The following is an 18,148-nucleotide window of genomic DNA, read 5'->3' as shown; positions in this document are numbered from 1 at the left end:
ATGGGATTCGGCGGATGGAATGGAGATGCTTGAAAAGGCCCGCCCTGCAACTTGCAAGGCGGGCCATCAGGGTGCCCTGCGGGCCTAGGATATCATGGGGAGGACGGGCCTTCCTCGGCGCGGAAGAACAGCGCAGGATCGGTGCCCGGGCTGACCGGGATCACGAAGGGCTGCGGCGTGGTCGCGTCGAAGTCGAAGGGCGGCACCAGCGGTATGAAGGTCTCGAGGTCGCTGGAGCTGCGGAGGTGGAAGGTTCCTTCCGGAATCCCCGTCGCGGTGATGCTCATGGTGCCAGCCCCGCTGTCGAGGGCCGAGACGGTGAGCTGGATCGGCAATCCGGCTTCGCCGGCGAGCTTCTCCCAGGTGTTCGCCACGGCGACATCGTCCCACTCTGTGGCACCGGTGCCGGTCGAGGTGAAGCGGGCGCCCGATGCCCAGTTGCCGCCCTCGTAGACGCGGGTCACATGGGCGGAGTTCGAGGCCTCGTCGGCCGCCAGGTCGGGATCGATCCACAGGCTCAGCAGGTTGCCCGTGAAGTCGAGCTTGCCCACCACGAGGTAGGTTTGGTCGTCCGTGACCGCCATCGCGCCGGCGTCGGTCGTCACCTCGGCGCCCTCGCGAATACCCCATTGCGGGGTGCCGGCGTTGTCGACGATGCCGAAGCCGAGGCGTTCCGCGTCGAAGTCATCGGGCCCGAAGACGCTGAGCACGGCACCGGGGCGGCGGGTCATCGTGGTCTTGAAGTAGACCACCGAGGCGTCGAAATCGCCTTCCTCGTTGATCGCTCCCCAACGGGCGCCGGTCGGGGCCTCGTTGGATCCCGCACCCTCGTCGGGGCCGTTGAAGTCACGGAACGCGTAGGTCTCCTGGGTGACGAGGCGTCCGCTGGCGACGACGGCCGTCCCGTCCCAGTCGGAGGGCTCGCCGGTGTGACCGATGAACGGGCCGTTGAAGAGCGAATTCTCGTAGTCGAAGTACGAGCCACCGGTCAGGCCGGCCACCGCGCCGTCGGGATAGGCAAAGTCGTCGGTGCCGATGAGTTGCAGCGGTGCGCCCACGGTGTCCGCCGGGTCCGTCGGGTCCGAGGTGGCGCCATTGACGCCCTGGACTTCGCCACCGTCGGTCTGTCCGTCCTCGTCGGTATCGACCAGCAGCGGGTCGGATCCGTAGGTCTTCACCTCTTCGCCGTCGGTCAATCCGTCGCCATCGGTGTCAGGGTTCAACGGGGACGTGCCGGCTGTCGCTTCCTCGCCGTCGAGGAGGTCGTCGTCGTCGCTGTCGTTGTCGGTCGGATTGGTCCCGGCGACATACTCCGCGTAGTTGGTGCTGCCGTCGGAATCCGCATCGTCTCCGGCGTCGTCGACATCCGGATTGAAGCCCCAGAGATTCTCGTAGGCGTCGGGCATGCCGTCGCCGTCGCTGTCGGAGGGCAGCGAGTCGAGGGTGTCCCAGGTGGTCCCCACCACCAGCTGATCCCAACCGGTCGTGCCGGTGCCGCCGGAACCCAGGCGCAGGGCGGTGGCGTTCATCTGGGCGGGATCCGCATTCAGGGTGGCGAGAATCGGGGAGGAACCTTCGGGGGCCCCGAGGTTGGGGTTGACCCACAAGTCGATGGTCGAGGTCGCGAAGTTGTATCGCGCCACCAGCGTCACCGGGGCACCGGTCACCGGCGCGATGCCCGAGAAGGCGGTGACTTGGGGATTGGATTGTTCCACCCCGTATTCACGGACGCCTGACTCCGGGTTGACGCCGTTCGGAACGCCGAGGAAGATCTTCTCCGCCCCGAAGTCGTAGAGGCTGAGACCGCTCCATGTGGCCCCCGCCTGGCGGGTGATGTTCACTTTCACGTAGAGCAGGTCGCTGCCATTGACGCCGGTCGCAGCGGCGTCTTCGCGCCAGTGCCCGGTATTCTCGCCGACGACGGCGGTGGTGCTGTTCGATCCGCCGTGGAAGGCCCGCTTCACGGAGCTCTCCTGGGTCAGCAGGGTGCCGGACTGGATCACCGGCGCTCCACCGACGTTGGTCCAGGCGCTGTTGTAGGTGGTGTGGCCGATGAAGGTTTCTCCCAGGGCGCTGTTGTCATAGTCCCAACCAAGGCCTTCGGTGGCGCCGTTGATCGGTCCGTCGAGGTAAGTGTCGAAGAATTCCAGGCCGACCAGTTCGAGGTTGCCGTTGCTTGCAGGGTCGTCCCCTGCGTTGCCGGTCTCCGGCACGGTGCCGAGCGCCCATTCGGTGAAGTCCGAGGTGCCGCCACCATCGGTGTCGGCGAGCTTGGGGTCGGTGGAGTAGACGGAAACTTCGTCGCCGTCGAAGAGCGAGTCTCCGTCCGAATCGGGGTCGAGCGGATCGGTCTCGTAGGTCTTCTCCTCGAAGTCGGTGAGGAAGTCGAAATCGGTGTCCTCATCGATCGGCGAGGTTCCGTCCTGGAACTCGACCAGGTTGCTCACTTCGTCCTCATCGGGATCTCCCAGTGCGCCATTCGGGCCGTCCTTGGCTCCGGGCTCACTCTCGCCGACGGTCCCGTCATCACTGTCGTCGAGTCCGTACAGCGTTTCGAAGGATGCCGGCAGGCCGTCCTGGTCGCTGTCGACGAAGTCTTGCAGTCCGACGCTCACCGGATCGAGTGCGACGGAGAGGTCGTCCCAAGTCGTGCCGCCGGCGCTGGAAGCGAGACGGACGGCCGTCGACCAGTTGTCGGGGGTGTAAACCCCGCCTGCATCGGTCGAGTTGGAGCCGTCGGCCGGGTCGTAGTAGTCGGTGGCGGTGGGGTCGATCCAGATGCCGATGAAGTTGTGATCGAAATCGAGGACCGAGACGATGGTGTGGGTGGCATTGTCGGCCGGGATGCCGCTGCGGTAGTCGTTGCCGTTGCCGCTGCAGCCCCACTCGAGCTGACCGGAGGTCCCGTTGCCGCCGGGCACCCCGAAGAAGGCGCGCTCGGTGCCGAAGTCGTAGCTGCTGGCCCCGCTCCAGCTGGTGCCGGCGCCACGGGTCATGGTGAAGCGGTAGAACACGCGACCGTTGCCGCGAAGCGCGCCGTTGCGCTCGAGGGTGTCGTCGCCGTCGGCGCCCGCGGTGCCCTCGACCGGGCCGTTGTATTCGCGCTTGGCCCCGCTGTTGTCGGTGACCAGGGCATTGCCGGTGACATTGGGCGTGCCGCCCGTGTTGTCCCAGTCGGAGGTCGAGGCGGTGACCGCCTTGTCGAAGTTGTCGTAGTTGAATCCGGTGCCGCCGGACTGGTTGGCGACCGGACCGTTGGCGTAGCTGAAGTCTTCGGTGCCGATGAGTTGCGCCGAGAGGGGCGCGACCGGCGCGAGCGCGGCCGTCAAGAGGAGCTGGTATCGATTGGTTTTCATGGGTTTGTTGGAAATGGAATCAAAGGGATCCGCCAGGTTCCGGGGGGGGCTGCGCCGGAACACGAACGACCAGGTGTCCCCGTTTCGGGATCACCCGGTCGTGACGGCTTCGGCGGATCAGCGACGACGGCGGGTGAACAGCAGGCCGGCTGCCGCCAGGCCAAGCAGGCCGGTTGACGGCTCCGGCACCGGGGCGACGTCCGCGAAGGTCGTTCCGACTCGCAGGTCGTCCCAAGTGCTCTCATGCCCGGACGCGAGGCGCAGGGCGGAGGACCAGTTGCCCCCGGTGTACGCGGCGGAGACGTCGTGGGAAGTCACCGTGTCGCTGCCGTCGGGATCGACCCAGAGGCCGAGGAGGTCATTGTCGAAATCCAGCATCCCGATCAGTGTGTAGGTCTGGCCGGTGACCACGGGAATGGTGGAGACCGTCTGGTCTCCTGCGACGTCGATGCCGAAAAAATTGCCGCCCGGGGTGCCGCCCGGCGCACCCCAGAAAATCCGCTCTGTTCCGAAGTCGTAAGAGCTGACACCCCCCCATTGGTTGGCGGTGTTCGGGGTGTAGCTGACGGAGAAGAACATTGTACCAGTTCCGCGGAAAGCGCCCTCGCGCTCGTTGCTGTCGCCGCCGGTGCCCTCGGTGATTCCGCCGAATTCACGATGGGCGCCGCTGCCGCTGGTCACGAGGGCGGTGGAAACGACCTGTGCGTCGCCGAAGGTGTCGTTCCAGTTCGAGGCGGTCTGGGCGGGTGCTGCCGGCTCGTCGGTGCGCTCGTAGTTCCAGCCGGTGCCACCACTCTGGCCGGCGATCGAGCCGTTGGAATAATCGAAATTCTCGGTGGCAATCAACGCGGCGTGGCTCGCGGCGGGGATCAATCCGGTGGTGATCAGGGCGGGGAGAAACGAATGCTTCACTGATGGTTGGGTTGGATATTTTTGGGTTGATCGCCGCGTTGGCTGCGCCCGGAACGCCCGGGCGGATGCCGGCGATCAATCCGGATTCCGACGTCGTCCCTCGAAACCCGCCAAAAATCTTTCGGGTTTTTCCGGCGTCCGTTTGCCTCCGGAAAGAAAGTGGATGCGCGGACGGAACCCAAACCGTCCGCGCATCCGCCCGTCGGTTGCCCTTGATTGACGGAAGACGGAGATTCCCCGGCGTGCTTCCAAGACACTTGTTTCCGTCGGCAGCGCGGCAATCGCGCGCGTTGCCGATGGGCCTGAGTTTCACCATGGACTACGACATCTACCATCGTGACCCGCCAACAAAGTGCCGCCCGCCGTGCATTCGGCGCGGCTGGCGGCTGCCGACGATTCGACTTGCACCCCCATGCCGTCGAACCTACCCGAGATGGCAATGGGAACAACGACCGGGAGTCCCGACATCGGGGCGAATGAATTCTGCTTCTCGTCGGACGAGCTGTTGCCCGTCGTCTACGATGAGCTCCGCCGCCTGGCGGCCTTCCGGTTGGACAGCGGCAGCCCGAGCAAGACGCTGCAGCCGACCGCCCTGGTCCACGAGGCGTGGATCCGCCTGTCGGAAATCGACGGCAAGGTGTGGCAGAGCAAGGAGCATTTCTTCAATGCCGCCGCCCAGGCGATGCGCCGGATCCTGGTCGACCGCATCCGCGCGCAGTCGCGGAAGAAACGGACCCGCCCGCCCGAGAATCTCGACGACGGGGTTTTCGAGGACGACACCCACATCCTGCTCATCCACGACTGTCTGACCAAGCTCGAGAAGGTCGACCCGTATTCCGCGAAGGTCGTGTTGTTGAAATTCTACGGGGGATTGAGTACTGAAGAAATCAGTCAGGTGACGGGGCGCAGCATGCGTTCGGTGGAACGGCAATGGATGTTCGCCAAGGCCAAGCTCTACCGCCTGATCCAGGACGACCATCAGGGCGAATAGAACGACCGGTCCGATGAACGAGGGAGATCAGCACGACGAGGAAATCAGCAGCGCCATCATGGAGGTGGCGCTGTCGCTGGATGATCCATCCACCCGCGAGGTGTTCCTTGAACGCGTTTTCGAGAACCGCGCGGCGGCGAGGGTCGAGATGACGCAGTTGCTGCAAGCGGCGGACGGCGCGGCGGAGTTCTTCCTCCAGGCCCGCGAGCAGCGCACCAAGGTGACCGCTTCCATCCTTTCGGAGAAGGGCACGCGGGCGATCCCGCCCCGCTTCGTCGACAATTTCCTGCAGGAGAGGATCGACCGCTACCGCCTCGTCTCCCGGATCGGCGAGGGCGGGGGCGGCGTGGTCTACGAGGCGGAGCAGGAACGACCGATCCGCCGGCGGGTGGCAGTGAAGGTTTTCCGGATGAGCGAGGAAAACCGTGACGCCTTGGAGCGCTTCAACGTCGAGCGGCAGGCGCTGGCGCTGATGGATCATCCTAACATCGCGAAGGTCCTCGATGCCGGAACCACGTCGTCGGGAAAGCCCTACTTCGCGATGGAACTGGTGTCGGGCGAGTCGATCGTCCGCTACAGCAACCACTACAAGCTGGACTGCGCGGCACGCCTCGAACTGTTCATGCTGGTCTGCAATGCCATCCAGCACGCGCACCAGAAGGGCATCATCCATCGCGACATCAAGCCGTCGAACGTCATCGTCAGCCGTTTGAACGGTGAGAATGTCCCGAAGATCATCGACTTCGGCATCGCCAAGCCCTCCGGGGGCGCGTGGGGGGACACCATCACCGCCCACGACCAGTTCATCGGCACGCCGGCCTACATGAGCCCCGAACAGGTCGCCATGACGGGCATCGACGTCGATACCCGCAGCGACATCTTCAGCCTCGGGGTCTTGTTGTATGAACTCCTCACCGGATCCACGCCGATCGACCGTTCCGCCGATCCCGGCCTGAACTTCTCTCAGATCCGCAAGTCCCTGCTTTCCTCGGAGACACAGCGTCCCTCGGAGTTCCTCGGGAAGCTGCCGCCGGAAAAGCTCAAGGAGCTCGCCCGTGAACGGGGCATGGAACCCGCCGCGTTCCTTGATTTCGTGAGGGGGGATCTCGATTGGATCGTGATGATGGCCCTGGAGAAGGATCGCATGCGCCGCTACCAGACGGCCAACGGCCTGGCGATCGACATCAAGCGCTTCCTCACCTATCAGCCGATCGCCGCCCGTCCGCCTTCCCGGGTCTACGTGCTCGCGAAGTTCGTCCGGCGCAACCGCATCGCCTTCGCGGCGGCGGTGACGTTCCTGTTCCTCCTCGTCAGCGGTCTGGCGGTCACCGCGGCGATGTACGACCGGGAACGGAAGTCCGCGATCCGGCAAATCCAGCTGAAAAACGAGGCACAGGCGGCGCGGAACGAGGAAAGCCGCTTGCGCCAACAGGCCGACGCCCGCTCGAACGTCGCCCGCGCGGCATTCCTGTTGGACCAGGGTCGCATCGACGAGGCTGACGAGCTCCGGCAGAAGTATCCGCTGTCCTCGATCGAGCCCTCGTTGGAGGCCGCGGCGGTTTTTCGCGCGCTCGGCGACTGGAACGCCAAGAGCGGCCGTTGGGACGAGGCGTTGCAGTGCTTCCGGCTGCTGAGGCAGGCCAACCGCCACGACAGCCCGCAGAAGATCCTGCAGGGCGATGATCTCATGGCCATCAGCGCGGCCCTGCTGAGACACGATGAGACGGAATACATCGAATTCCGCAAGGAGGTGGTTGATCGCTACACGCCCGCCGCAAGTCGCCACAAGGCCGAGCACCTGTTGAAGGTGTGTCTGATCCATTCCGCGGACGGGAAGATGCTGCGGCACTTGAAGCGGGACGTCCTGACGATGGGAGACCCGGATAGCACCCCATGCCCGTCTTGGTCCGCGCTCTCACTGTCCCTCTTTCATCTCCGTTCGGGGAATCACGAGGAGGCGCTGCGCGCTTGTGATCTCGGCTTCAAGCGGCCGGAGAGGAAAAGCTCCTGCGTCGTATCGCTCGAGGCGGTCGCAGCCATGGCCCACGCCGCGCTGGGCGACACGGCGGCGGCGGAGACGGCGCTCGCCCACGCCCATGAGTTGACCGCGAGTTGCAACGGCAAGGATTTCGAGCTGGGTCGCGAAATCCCGCCCTACTGGCACGACTGGGCGATTGCCGGGCTCTTGGTCGACGAGGCGAGGGGCCGGGTAAGCACCCATTGATTTTGTTGGCGGGATTTCGGGCGGTTTGACGGATTCCACCAGGGGCATTCCACTGTCACCGGTGCGTTTGCACGGGTACGGTCATGTCCCGGAAAGAACCCATGAAAAAACCCATCTCATCGATCGTCGTCCTCGGCGCGGGGTCGGCCGGATTGCTGGCCGCCTTGACCCTCCGGAAAAAGTTGCCCGCCGCGGTGTCGGTGCGGGTGCTCCGCAGTCCCCGGATCGGGATCATCGGGGTGGGCGAGGGCACGACCCCGAACTTCCCGGCATTCCTCTTCGACTACCTGCAACTGGACGAGGAGCGCTTCTTCCGCGAGGTGCGGCCTGTGTGGAAGCGCGGCATCCATTTCATCTGGGGACCCCGCGGAGAGTTCCCCTACGCCTTTGGCAACCACTACAGTGTGTCGGACACCGGCTTCCGGCGGCCGAATGGATTCTACTCCTGGGGCGATCCCTATGCCGCCGGCTTCATCGGCCGGATGATGCAGCAACGGAAGGTGTTTCTCCCGGACGACAACGGCCAACCGCGGTTCGACGGCGCCTACGGCTACCACCTTGAGAATGTCCGCCTGGTTTCATGGCTGGAGGCCGAGGCACGGCAGGTGGGGGTGAGCATCACCGACGCCGAGGTCACCGGCACGGCGCGGGACGGGGATCGCATCCGCCATCTGGTGGTCGACGGGCAGGAGGTCGTGAAGGCGGATTTCTATGTCGATGCCTCCGGTTTCCGCAGCGAGTTGCTGCACGGCGCCTTGGAGGAGCCCTTCCAATCCTTTGCCGACACCTTGATCTGCGACCGGGCGGTGGTCGGAGGTTGGGAACGGGAGGGGGGCGATCCGATCCAACCTTTCACGACCTCGGAGACGATGCCGGCCGGTTGGAGTTGGCGGATCGACCACCGCGAGCACGTCAACCGGGGCTACGTCTACTCGTCCGCGTTCACCACCGACGACGAGGCGGAGAGCTTGTTCCGGAAACGCAACCCGCGGGTGGAGACCACGCGCCTCGTGAACTTCCGGTCCGGCCACTACCGGCGCTCGTGGGTCGGGAACGTCTGCTCGGTGGGGAATTCCGCGGGATTCGTCGAACCGATGGAAGCGACCGCCCTGATGGTGCTCTGCATGGAGCTCCGGGCCCTCGCCGCCAGCTTGCAGGAAGGCCGGCTCGAGCTGCGGAGTTCGCTCATCGATCTCTACAACCGTTTCTCCGAAAACGTCTGGTCGGAGATCCACGGCTTCCTGATGGTGCACTACAAGTTCAACACCCTGTTAGACACACCGTTCTGGCAACACTGCCGCGACTTGCCGCTGCCGGAGGACGCGGCGCGCATCGTTGGGTTCTTCCAGGAGAACGGGCCGAGCTCCTTCGCCCGCGATTGGCTGCTGCCCCGGGCCTCCCAGTTCGGAACCGAAGGGTGGTGGGCGCTGTTGGTCGGTCAAAAGGTGCCGTGGAAGATCCAGCCGCCCTCGCCGCAGGAACAGAAACGCTGGGCTGAGCGCCAGATCCGGCTGGAGCATGCCGTGAAGCATGCGCTGACCACGGAGCAGATCCTGGCGACCATGGATTCCCCCGCGCATTGGCAACGAGCCCGGGAGGCCAGGACCCGTCAGCCGGCGTGATATCGATGCAGCCGGAACCACAAAGTGGCGGAGGGGGTGAGGTTCTCGATCACTCGACAACACCTTTTAGGAATCAGTCAGCGCTTCTGCTGATCTCACATCCGGGGATGTAGGTACGTACGATGCCGGTTCCAAAGTCGCGAAAGATACGTTCCAAAAGGGATGGCGATCTCGATTGCGCGGAGTTGCCTGTCCACTTTTAATGAAGTGAATTGCCTCCGGGGAAGTGTCGGGAGTTCCATTAAACTTCCCAAGTCTCCCCGCATGAGAGGACTGCCGTTTCTGCAAGGTGTGCTGCTGGCGCGCCTGTAGAGGGAGAATGCCATTTACAATAACTACCGCTGAACGGACTTTGAAGGAGCGGGCGGCATCCTATTTGGACTTGGCGCTGGAAGCCGCAGAATCCGTGAATCCAAGAATCGCAGCTTCGTTGGATACACGTGAGATTGAAGACGTTCCTGCAAACCGAAACTTTTCCCCACTTACCTATCCAAAGCTGAGATAAACAGGGCTTAGAATGCCTTAATTCACTCGCGCGCGACGGGAAACGCTGGGACTTCCATCGATGGATTTTAAGGTCTGAAGGCGTTCACTTTCGTCAGGTGATTTTCCCAGAAAAAGCTTCATCGAAGCAGTAAAGCACTCGCTTTGCGAAAACGTGGAATTTCGCCGCTTCGGAGACCGTGGTGTTTTGGAGGCCTGCATGTGCGTAGTCATGACGCCACGATAAAATCTGTCCGTATTTCTCGGCAATGTCCATGCCAGTCCGACTTGCTATAGCATCAGATCGCTTTTTCAGGAGAGTCTTGAAATCCTTATGAACTTTGGCACTGAATAGCTTGGCGTAACGTAGCAAATCATCCTTTCCAATCTTGCTGTTCAGTTTGGCGTAGTGCTGGGTGACGAAATACTCGAAGTCTCCATGCCTAAAAGACGCGTGAGCGATCAAAACCTCCTTCACACACGATTCGTATGCAGCCGCCATTGCGACAACCAATAGCCCTGCCAAGTCGGCGCGAAAGCCTGTCGAGCCATTAGTGCCTTCGGGAATAAACTGCTCGATCTAGGTGGCCTCCTCGTTGGCGGATGTCATTTCCTTCAAATGGACCCTGCGAGTGCCCCCATAGCCATTCACTGGGTTTCAGATTCCGGCGTGGAGGCATATGAATCAGGAAGTTCTTGGGGGTGGGAAATACATTGGGATGTAGGGCTGGGGAAGGGACCTGTTCTCGTATGCGTCCGTGAGCAACCATTGGATAAAGTCCCATCCGCTATGCTCAGGACGGGGCATGGCGGCGCCGCCGAGGTGCGTCGAAGGAACCGTGAGGATCCACGTAAATCCCTTGGCCCACTCGAGCCGGATATCGAGAAGGAATCTAACCGCTGTCTTTGATCGCTTCGGCCACTGTTGATTCCTGCAGAACGTGGCGACCAACTCGTGCAGTTCACTTCGGAGTTCGATTTCGTAATCCTCCAGCGCAGCTTCGTTCTTCCAGAGCTCATCAGGATGGTCCCAGAACACAGCTCTTGGGTCGTCACCAGTAGGGAGGGATCTTCCTGCTTTTACCACCACTTCGTGGACAGCTTGCCAGAAATCAAGGTGAGGGTCCTGTGGCGTCGTCATGGGCCGATAGGCTGGCTTTGGGCTTGGTATTCTCAGCGGATGATGGCCCGGCCGGATGCTTGGCGATCGGCCTCCTCATCGGCGTCGTATCGGAGATCCCAGGCCAGATTGTGGGAGCGGGTATGGGCTCTAAATACCTTTCTCATGAAACCGGCCTTCCCTTTGAATTTTGGGATCTTGTCGAGGTCGTCGATTATCGAGAGGAGCCTTCGATTCAGGTCTTCGGCCGCTTCGGCGCGGCGAATGGGGCGGGATTTCTCTTTCACATTAGCGAATATCCCGACTTCGCGAACCATGTCGAACCATAACGACCTATCCGAACGTGTTCCCGGTTTTGTTCCCAATTGGTGGGTTTGGGTGCTCCCGAATGCCTCGAAACCTTGATTTATCAAGGATGGCGGAGGGGGTGGGATTCGAACCCACGGAAGGTTTCCCTTCTCCGGTTTTCAAGACCGGCGCGATCGACCACTCTGCCACCCCTCCTGGTCGGATCTTGGAAGGCTTGGGACTTTCGTCCGGAAGCCCGGCCGCGCTTTTTACGCACGGATCCCCGGGGACGGCAAGTTTCTTGGCAAGTCTCCGTGGGGAGAGTCGCCGGGTAAATGGAGATGAGCGACTTAGTGGGGGCAGTCGAGTGCCGGGGGCTCCTGATCGTTCCATGGCGGTGGATCTTCGGCCCCCGGCATTGCTAGGGCACCCGAACCACCCGGAAGAACTTCTTCGCTTCGCCAGGGGTGATGTCGACGGTGGCGGATCCCGCTCCCGTGTTGATCGTGATCACATTGACCGGTTCCCAGTTCTTGAGGTCCTCCGAGCAATCGACGCGGTAGACACCCGGGGTGCTGTCCCAGCCCAGGGTGAGCGTGCCATCGCCGCCGCGGACAAGGCTCGCGATGGCCAGTGCTTCAGGCAACAGGGGGTCGGTGCCTTGGAAGCGTTCCTGGCCGTCTGACACCCCGTCGCCGTCGGTGTCGGCCGTGCCGTCGAGGGCGATCGTCAGCAATTCGCGCATCTCCCACTCGTCGGGGAGGCCGTCGTTGTCCGCATCGCCGTCGTCGATGCCGTCGGCCGGGGAGAAGTTGTCAGGGTCGGGCAGGGCGTAGAGCGCACCGGCCGATTTCATGTAGTCGCGCAAGCGGACCCAGAGCTGCCAGCGCTTGCCGACATCCACGCCAGCGAGATCGGTGTCTTCCTCGATGCGTTGTTCCAGATTGTAGAGCTCGATGGTTCCCAACTCGAACTGGGCGACCAGCTTGTAGTCGCCGTCGATGATCACCGCGCGCGGGCGCTGGTCCTTGTAGGCGCTGAGGACGTAGTGAGGAGTGTAGGCGACCAGCTCGCCGGGGCGCCCGATGGACGGGTGCCGGTTGCCGGCGGAAGCCGCCGAGATCGCGCTGACGAGGCTGCCGCCGTCAATGTCCTGCGGGAGATCGGTGGACGCTTGTCCGGCGAGTTCCCAGATCGTCGGGAGGATGTCGATGCCCATCACCGGGGTGTCCATCTGGCTGTTCGCGGTGATGCCCGGTCCACGGATGATGGTCGGCACCCGGATGCCGCCTTCCCAGACCTCCGGCTTGACGCCTCGCAGCGGGGGGCTGGCGGAAAGATCGAGCGGGCTGCCGTTGTCGGCCTGATAGAAGATAAAGGTGCTGTGGCGCAACCCGAGGGCATCGACCCTTTCAAGGAGCCTGCCGACGGCGGTGTCGAGGTCGGTGAGCATCGCGCCGTAGTTCGGGTTGAAGTGGTCGGTGCCGGCCGGGACGCCGTCATAGAGCGACCGGGACGCCGCGGAGTACTGGATCTCCGCGTGGACGGCGTAGTGGCTCACTTGCAGGTAGAAGGGGCGGGCAGATTCGTCTTCCATCCAGGTCATGGCCCGGTTGGTGATCGAGTAGGCGAGCTTCGGATCTTCGACCGGCGTGTTTGCCGGGCCCGCGTCGCCTTCGTTGTTCCCGGTGGCGCCGTCGCTCGCGTCGAAGCCGTGTCCGGCGGGACCGCCGCCGTTGAGGTGCCATTTCCCGAAATGGGCCGTGGCGTATTGGGCGCCCGGGATCGTCTTCAGGAGTTCGGGGGTGGTGGTCTCGGCGTCCTGGATCGCATTCACCGGCTTGCCCGGCGAGACGAGCAGTTCGCCGGTGTTCGGTGCCGGGTTGAAGTTGCGGCCGACGATGTCGGTGAGACCGAGCCGCAGGCAGGTCTTTCCGGTGAGGAGAGCGTAGCGGCTCGGGGAGCAGTTCGGAGCGGGGGAGTAGCCGCGCGAGAAGCGCATGCCTTCGGTGACGAACTTCGAGATTTTGGGCGTGATGTAGTAGTCGCTCTTCGACTCGGGATTGTCCTGGTCCATCCCGATGTCGAGCGAGGTCCAGCCCTGGTCGTCGGCGTAGATCACCAGGAAGTTCGGGAACTCCCGGACGTCGAGGGTGACGCTCGCGGTCAAGCCGTCGGCGAGTGTGTAGCTGAAGCTGTCCGGCCCGATGTGACCCGGGGCGGGGGTGTAGTCGATGCCCAGGCCGTTGACCGAGGCCATGCCGTGAAGAGGGACGCTGACCGCGGTGATCGCCGCCGCGGAGAGATCGTTGTCTCCCACCGTGAGATGGTTCGCGGCGCTGTTGCGAAGGACCTGATAGAAGTCGTCGCGCGCCGGCGAAAGAACCTCCACGGTGACCGTCGCCGCCGATCCGTTGCCGAGTTCATAGCCGAAGCTGTCCGTCCCGATGAAGCCGGGCTCCGGCGTGTAGTCGACCTTGCCAGCACTGACCGCGGTTTCCCCGTGGGATGGCTCCGTCACGCTGGCGATGCCCGAAGCCATGGCAAATCCGAGGTCATTGGCGAGCACGTCAAGCGGGGTCGCCAGGGCGTCCCGGGCGACCTCGAAGGAATCGTCGATCGCTTCGGTGAGAATGTTAGGGCCCGCCGCGATGATGGAGAGATCGTTGACGCTCCAGCCGCTCCCGTCCTGGCGCGCCGTGATACCGATATGGTTGGCATCGCTTTCCTGCCAGGTGAACGAGAGGTCGTCAGCGGCGCCGATGGTTTCGTCGCCCCAGGTGATCACCGGGATCACCTGCGCGCCGGCGCCGAAGCTGTTGCACGCGAAGCGCACGCTGAAGTGCCCGCGGGCGCCGATCTGGATCGGGTTTCCGCTGTCAAAGGTCGGGTAAACCGCGGTGCGAATGCCGTTCTGGTAGATCTCCGCCTCCAGGGTAGACTCCTCGCCGGCAGTGCCGTTCCGCCGGAATCCCACGTAGCAGTCGGCGACGCCGGAGCCAGCGACCGCCCCGCCCGGTGCTCCGCGGATGCCGGGAGCGAGCGCCGTGGCCGTGAAGTCGGCGCCATAGCTGCCGAGCTCCGTCGCGCTGATGCCGACGCCGACGCCGATGAAACGGTCGCGGTCATCCGCACCGCCGTCGTTGCTCGCGATGTCGAGGTTGAGCGTGAACCCGCCGTTGGCGATGATCTCCGCCTCCGTGAAGTTGTGTCCGAGATGCAGCTGCGAGCTGTTCGGCCCGTCGGCGAGGTGAAGCTGGTTGCCTTCGATGTTCGTCAGGCCGGCGGCGACGTCGTTCGTTTCGACGTAGCTGAGCGGAGCCTGGCTTCCCGCCATGCCTCCCGCATCGGCATCGATGTCATTGGCCGGCTGGGACGTGCGGGCGAAGCTGTCGCGGAAGAGGACCTCGGCGAGGTCGATGTCGACACTGGCAAGCCGGACGCCGTTGCCGGTGAGGGTTGAAAGGGTCAGGCCTTCGCCGGCGATGAGCGGCAGCGCCAGGCCGGTCACCGTGGCGGTGGTCTCCGTCGCGGTTCCTTCCACCGGGGTGGCGTGGGTCGAATCCTCGCCGGCATCGAACATTTCCAGGGTGTAGCCCGTGACGATCACATCCCGGCTGAAGGCCAAGGCCAGGCTCTCGATCGAGTCGAGCCGCCCTCCGCTGCCACCCTCGACGCCGAGCCCGACGTCCGCGGCATTGATGTTGCCTCCGGTTGCCGTGAGGGCGACGTCGATGGTCCCGCCATTGCCGTCGTCGATTGCCGTGATGCTGCTAGAGGTGACCCCCAGGTTCACGGGACCGGCGACTCCATCCGGATCCGCGTTTCCGTTGTGTTTGAAGTCGAGCGTCAGGCCGCAGGCAAGTCCGGGCAGGGTCAGGAGGAGTAACAGGGGCTTCATTGGGTCTTTCGGGAGATGGCAGGCGGAGGGGCCGGGGCGAAGAATTGTCCCGGCCTTGTCCACATGCCGGTGGATACCCCATAAAGACGGGATCCCGGGATCGGCCGTTAGAACCGGAGCGGGCCGCAAGCACGTGCGAACTACCGACCGGCCCAAGCGATGGATCGGTCGCCGGGTGTCGCCATGAACAGAGGATGTCGAGCGGGCCGGGATGGTTGCCTTCGATGGGTTTTCAAAAGGGGTAGTGTCACCTGCAACGCAGGTGTTCCCTCCATCATTGGCCCGTCACCCCAGCGCTTGGGATCAGGGACCGAACTTTTGCACCTCGTCCGGGCCCGGGGTTCCGTAAGCGGGGTCCTTGGCGCGGATCCGGACCTCGCCGTTGTCGAGGACGGAGACGTCGAGCGGAACGATGGTGGTGCCGCGCTGGTTGATCGTCTGGGCGTCGCCGGAGAGATCCCGCGTTTCGATGCCGTCGCGTGCCAGCGGGGGAACGTTGGCGTTGAAGAAGGCGGTGCTCCACCACTTGCCGTCACGGGTCTGGAACGGCGTGCCGTGTCCGAGGAAGCGTCCGGCGAATTTGCGCGGTCCGTAGGGCCCCGTGATCTTGCCCGAGGTGCTGTAGTAGAGATTGTAGGAGCCCTTGCGGCCGCGGTCGGTGGACCACGCGGTGCCGAGGTGCACATACTGGTTGCCCACCTTGATCATGGTCGCGCCCTCGTGGCCGATCCGTGAGATGGGCTTGCCATCGGGACCGGGGCGGGAACCGCTGGGATCGATCCGCACCTTGGGGCCGGTGAAGCGGCTGAAGTCGTCGGCGAGCGGTTGGACCATGGTGTTCTCCGAGAGCACCCACCACTTCGAGCCGTCGTGATAGAGCGAGGGGTCGTGGTGCCCGGCAAAGCCGCCTTTCATCGGGTGGCTCCACGGTCCCTTCAGTTCCGGCCCGGCGGAAAGGGCGAGGTTGGACTTTTGCTTCGGGCAGTGGACCAGGGCCCAGCGGTTCATTTCCGGAACCCAGTGGACCTCCGGCGCCCAGATGACATTGCCGGGTTGCGGGTGAACGCTGTCCGCGAGCGTGAACGGCGTCCCGAGGTAGTCCCATTCGATCAGGTCCTTGCTCCGCCAGACGCGCACGGTGTTGCCGACCGCCGACTGCCCGCCGAGCCCGACATTGTAAGGGTCGGTCTCTTCGCGCTTGTCGTCCTCGTTGATGGTCGTACCCGTCAGATAGTAGTAATCGTCCGGGCCAAGGGTGATGTAGGGGTCCCGGATCCAGCCCTCCTTGATGTAGAGGGCGCGGTCGTGGGACGAGAGGCCGGCTTCGATTTCCGCACGGGACATGGCGGGTGCGACCGGTGCGACGGCAGCATCGGGGATCTTCACCGGGGCCATGCCGGCGGTGGACGACGCGTCGCTGCCCTCTTTCAACAATCCGGAGTTCGCGAGGATCCTGGCGAGACGCTTCGCGGGCAGCTTCTTCACCTTGCGGTCGTAGGTGATGAGGCCGTTGATTTCGCCCTCGACGTCGGTGGTCTGGGTGTAAATGCCGCCGGCAATGCCGCGCTTCTTCAGTTCGGCGAGCTTGTTGACGGAGGTGGTGTAGCGGGCGATCCACTCCTTCTTGTTCTTCGGCAGACCGCCGTAGCCCCAGTTCCGTTTCGACGAGTCCCACAGGTGGCCGGGAACGGGAAAGCCGTGGCCGCCGAACTCGCCGACCACTTTCACGAAGTCGTCGAAGCGTCCTCCCTTGCCCAGGTCGAAGGGGAAGTCGGGGTGGGGATACTGGTGGTGATCGACGATGTGACCGACGGGAAAGAAGTTTCCGCCGGAGGCGATGTTGATACTACGGGTCGGATCGTAGCCGGTGATCCACTTGCCGACTTCGGTCGTGCGGTGCTGGCCCCAGCGTTCATTGAAGGGAACCCAGACGACGATCGACGGATGATTATGGAGGGAGTCCACCATGCCCTTGAGCTCGCTCATGTATTGGGCGTGGGCATCGTCCGGCCAGGTCGCTTCGGGCGGGTTCGGCTTCAGGCGCGGCCACGCGGGGCTGGATTTCTTGAACTTGTTGCCGCCGGTGCCCGACGAGACCTGGTCCTGCCAGACCAGCATGCCGATGCGGTCGCAGTGGGCGTAGTAGCGGCGCGGTTCGACCTTGATGTGCTTGCGGATCGTGTTGAAGCCGGCCTCCTTGAGGAAGCGGATATCGGAGACCATCCCCCCGTCCGAAGGGGGCGTGAGCAGGCCATCGGGCCACCAACCCTGGTCCAAGATTCCCCAGTGGTAGTAAGGTTCGCCGTTGAGGGTGAACCGCAGATGGCCGTCCGCGTCGCGGGAAATCCCGGTTTCGCGGAGCCCGACGTAGGACTTCACCGTGTCGTCGCCGAAACGGATCGACAGGTCGTAGAGCGTGGGCGACTCGGGCGACCACAACTTCGGATCCGGAATTTTCAAGGTCAAGGTTTCCGCGGGCTTGCCCGAGACGCGGGCGAGTTCCTTGCCCGCGAGCGATGCGACGACCTCCACCGGGATCTCCGCTCCGCCCCGGGCGGTGAAGTCGAGGGTGACGGTGCCATTGATCGCCGGAACCATCTTGACCGACTCGAGATGATGTTCCGGCAGAGTCTCCAGCCACACGGTCTGCCAGATTCCGGTGACCGGGGTGTACCAGATGCCCTTCGGGTCGGTGACCTGTTTGCCGTGGAGTTGCCATTCGGTGTCGGTGGCGTCGGTGACCCTGACCGTGAGCGTGTTATCGCCGGACTTCAGTGCCCCGGTGATGTCGAAGCTGAACGGCAAATTGCCTCCAATGTGACGGCCGATCTCGGTGCCATTGACCCAGACCGTCGCATCGTGATCGACGGCTTCGAAGTGCAACAAGGTCCGCGCGCCGGCCGCAGGGTCCGGCCCCGGAAAGCTCCGCTGGTACCAAAGCGCGTCGTCGGGCGTGACCCGCTTCTTCACCCCGGATAGAGCGGATTCAATGCAGAACGGGACGAGGATCTCGCCGCTCCACGTCGATGGCGCGGCTGCCGTTGTTTTGGGGGTGACGGCATAGCTCCAAAGGCCGTTCAGGTTGGTCCATGCTTCGCGTTCAAACGCCGGTCGAGGGTATTCGGTCCACGCGTTCTCCGGACCCAGCGACTCGCCCCATTCCGTGAGCATCGAGTCAGGTGCCGGCTGCCAGGCCTGGGCGGCACCAGCGAGGGCGAAGGCGATCAAGGAGGCTTTCATCATGGTCTCGG

10 protein-coding genes and 1 tRNA gene are annotated in these 18,148 nt (G+C 63.8%); 3 read left to right on the top strand and 8 right to left on the bottom strand.

The window, feature by feature from the left end; genetic code table 11:
• Positions 1–92: 92 nt before the first annotated feature.
• The gene (locus IG178_RS18440) at positions 93–3,356 is read right to left on the bottom strand and encodes an RHS repeat domain-containing protein (RefSeq protein WP_193214047.1); all 3,264 of its coding nucleotides are present in this window, start codon (positions 3,354–3,356) and stop codon (positions 93–95) included.
• A 117-nt stretch (positions 3,357–3,473) separates the two neighbouring features.
• Positions 3,474–4,268, bottom strand: coding sequence for a PEP-CTERM sorting domain-containing protein (locus IG178_RS26245; protein WP_193214046.1), 795 nt, complete (start codon positions 4,266–4,268; stop codon positions 3,474–3,476).
• Positions 4,269–4,707: 439 nt separating this feature from the next.
• Between IG178_RS26245 and IG178_RS18430 the strand changes: the two genes are divergently transcribed.
• From IG178_RS18430 to IG178_RS18420, 3 genes are all read left to right on the top strand, one after another.
• Complete coding sequence (locus IG178_RS18430; protein ID WP_226895564.1) at positions 4,708–5,259, top strand: ECF-type sigma factor; 552 nt, start codon at positions 4,708–4,710, stop codon at positions 5,257–5,259.
• A gap of 13 nt (positions 5,260–5,272) precedes the next feature.
• A complete protein-coding gene (locus IG178_RS18425) occupies positions 5,273–7,483 on the top strand; it encodes a serine/threonine protein kinase (RefSeq protein ID WP_193214044.1) in 2,211 nt (736 codons plus the stop codon).
• Between the two features lie 101 nt (positions 7,484–7,584).
• A complete protein-coding gene (locus IG178_RS18420; RefSeq protein WP_193214043.1) occupies positions 7,585–9,105 on the top strand; it encodes an FAD-dependent oxidoreductase in 1,521 nt (506 codons plus the stop codon).
• 598 nt (positions 9,106–9,703) lie between these two features.
• On the opposite strand, the gene IG178_RS18415 is transcribed toward IG178_RS18420, so the two are convergent.
• The 6 genes from IG178_RS18415 to IG178_RS18395 form a co-directional block, all read right to left on the bottom strand.
• Positions 9,704–10,156, bottom strand: coding sequence for a HEPN domain-containing protein (locus tag IG178_RS18415; RefSeq protein WP_343226016.1), 453 nt, complete (start codon positions 10,154–10,156; stop codon positions 9,704–9,706).
• Between the two features lie 117 nt (positions 10,157–10,273).
• Positions 10,274–10,729: a hypothetical protein gene (locus IG178_RS25635; RefSeq protein ID WP_226895562.1), complete on the bottom strand. Its 456-nt coding sequence runs from the start codon at positions 10,727–10,729 to the stop codon at positions 10,274–10,276.
• Positions 10,730–10,761: 32 nt separating this feature from the next.
• The gene (locus tag IG178_RS18410) at positions 10,762–11,025 is read right to left on the bottom strand and encodes a hypothetical protein (protein ID WP_193214041.1); all 264 of its coding nucleotides are present in this window, start codon (positions 11,023–11,025) and stop codon (positions 10,762–10,764) included.
• A gap of 99 nt (positions 11,026–11,124) precedes the next feature.
• A tRNA-Ser gene (locus IG178_RS18405) sits at positions 11,125–11,212 on the bottom strand.
• A gap of 205 nt (positions 11,213–11,417) precedes the next feature.
• On the bottom strand, positions 11,418–14,897 hold the full coding sequence (locus IG178_RS18400; protein ID WP_193214040.1) for a sulfatase-like hydrolase/transferase: 3,480 nt from the start codon (positions 14,895–14,897) through the stop codon (positions 11,418–11,420).
• Positions 14,898–15,200: 303 nt separating this feature from the next.
• Entirely contained in the window at positions 15,201–18,137 is a 2,937-nt protein-coding gene (locus IG178_RS18395) for a family 43 glycosylhydrolase (protein ID WP_226895561.1), read from the bottom strand.
• Positions 18,138–18,148 lie beyond the last annotated feature (11 nt).

The organism is Neoluteolibacter marinus (assembly GCF_014904755.1).
GTDB lineage: Bacteria > Verrucomicrobiota > Verrucomicrobiia > Verrucomicrobiales > Akkermansiaceae > Haloferula > Haloferula marina.
This window is presented reverse-complemented; position numbering and strand designations above follow the sequence as displayed.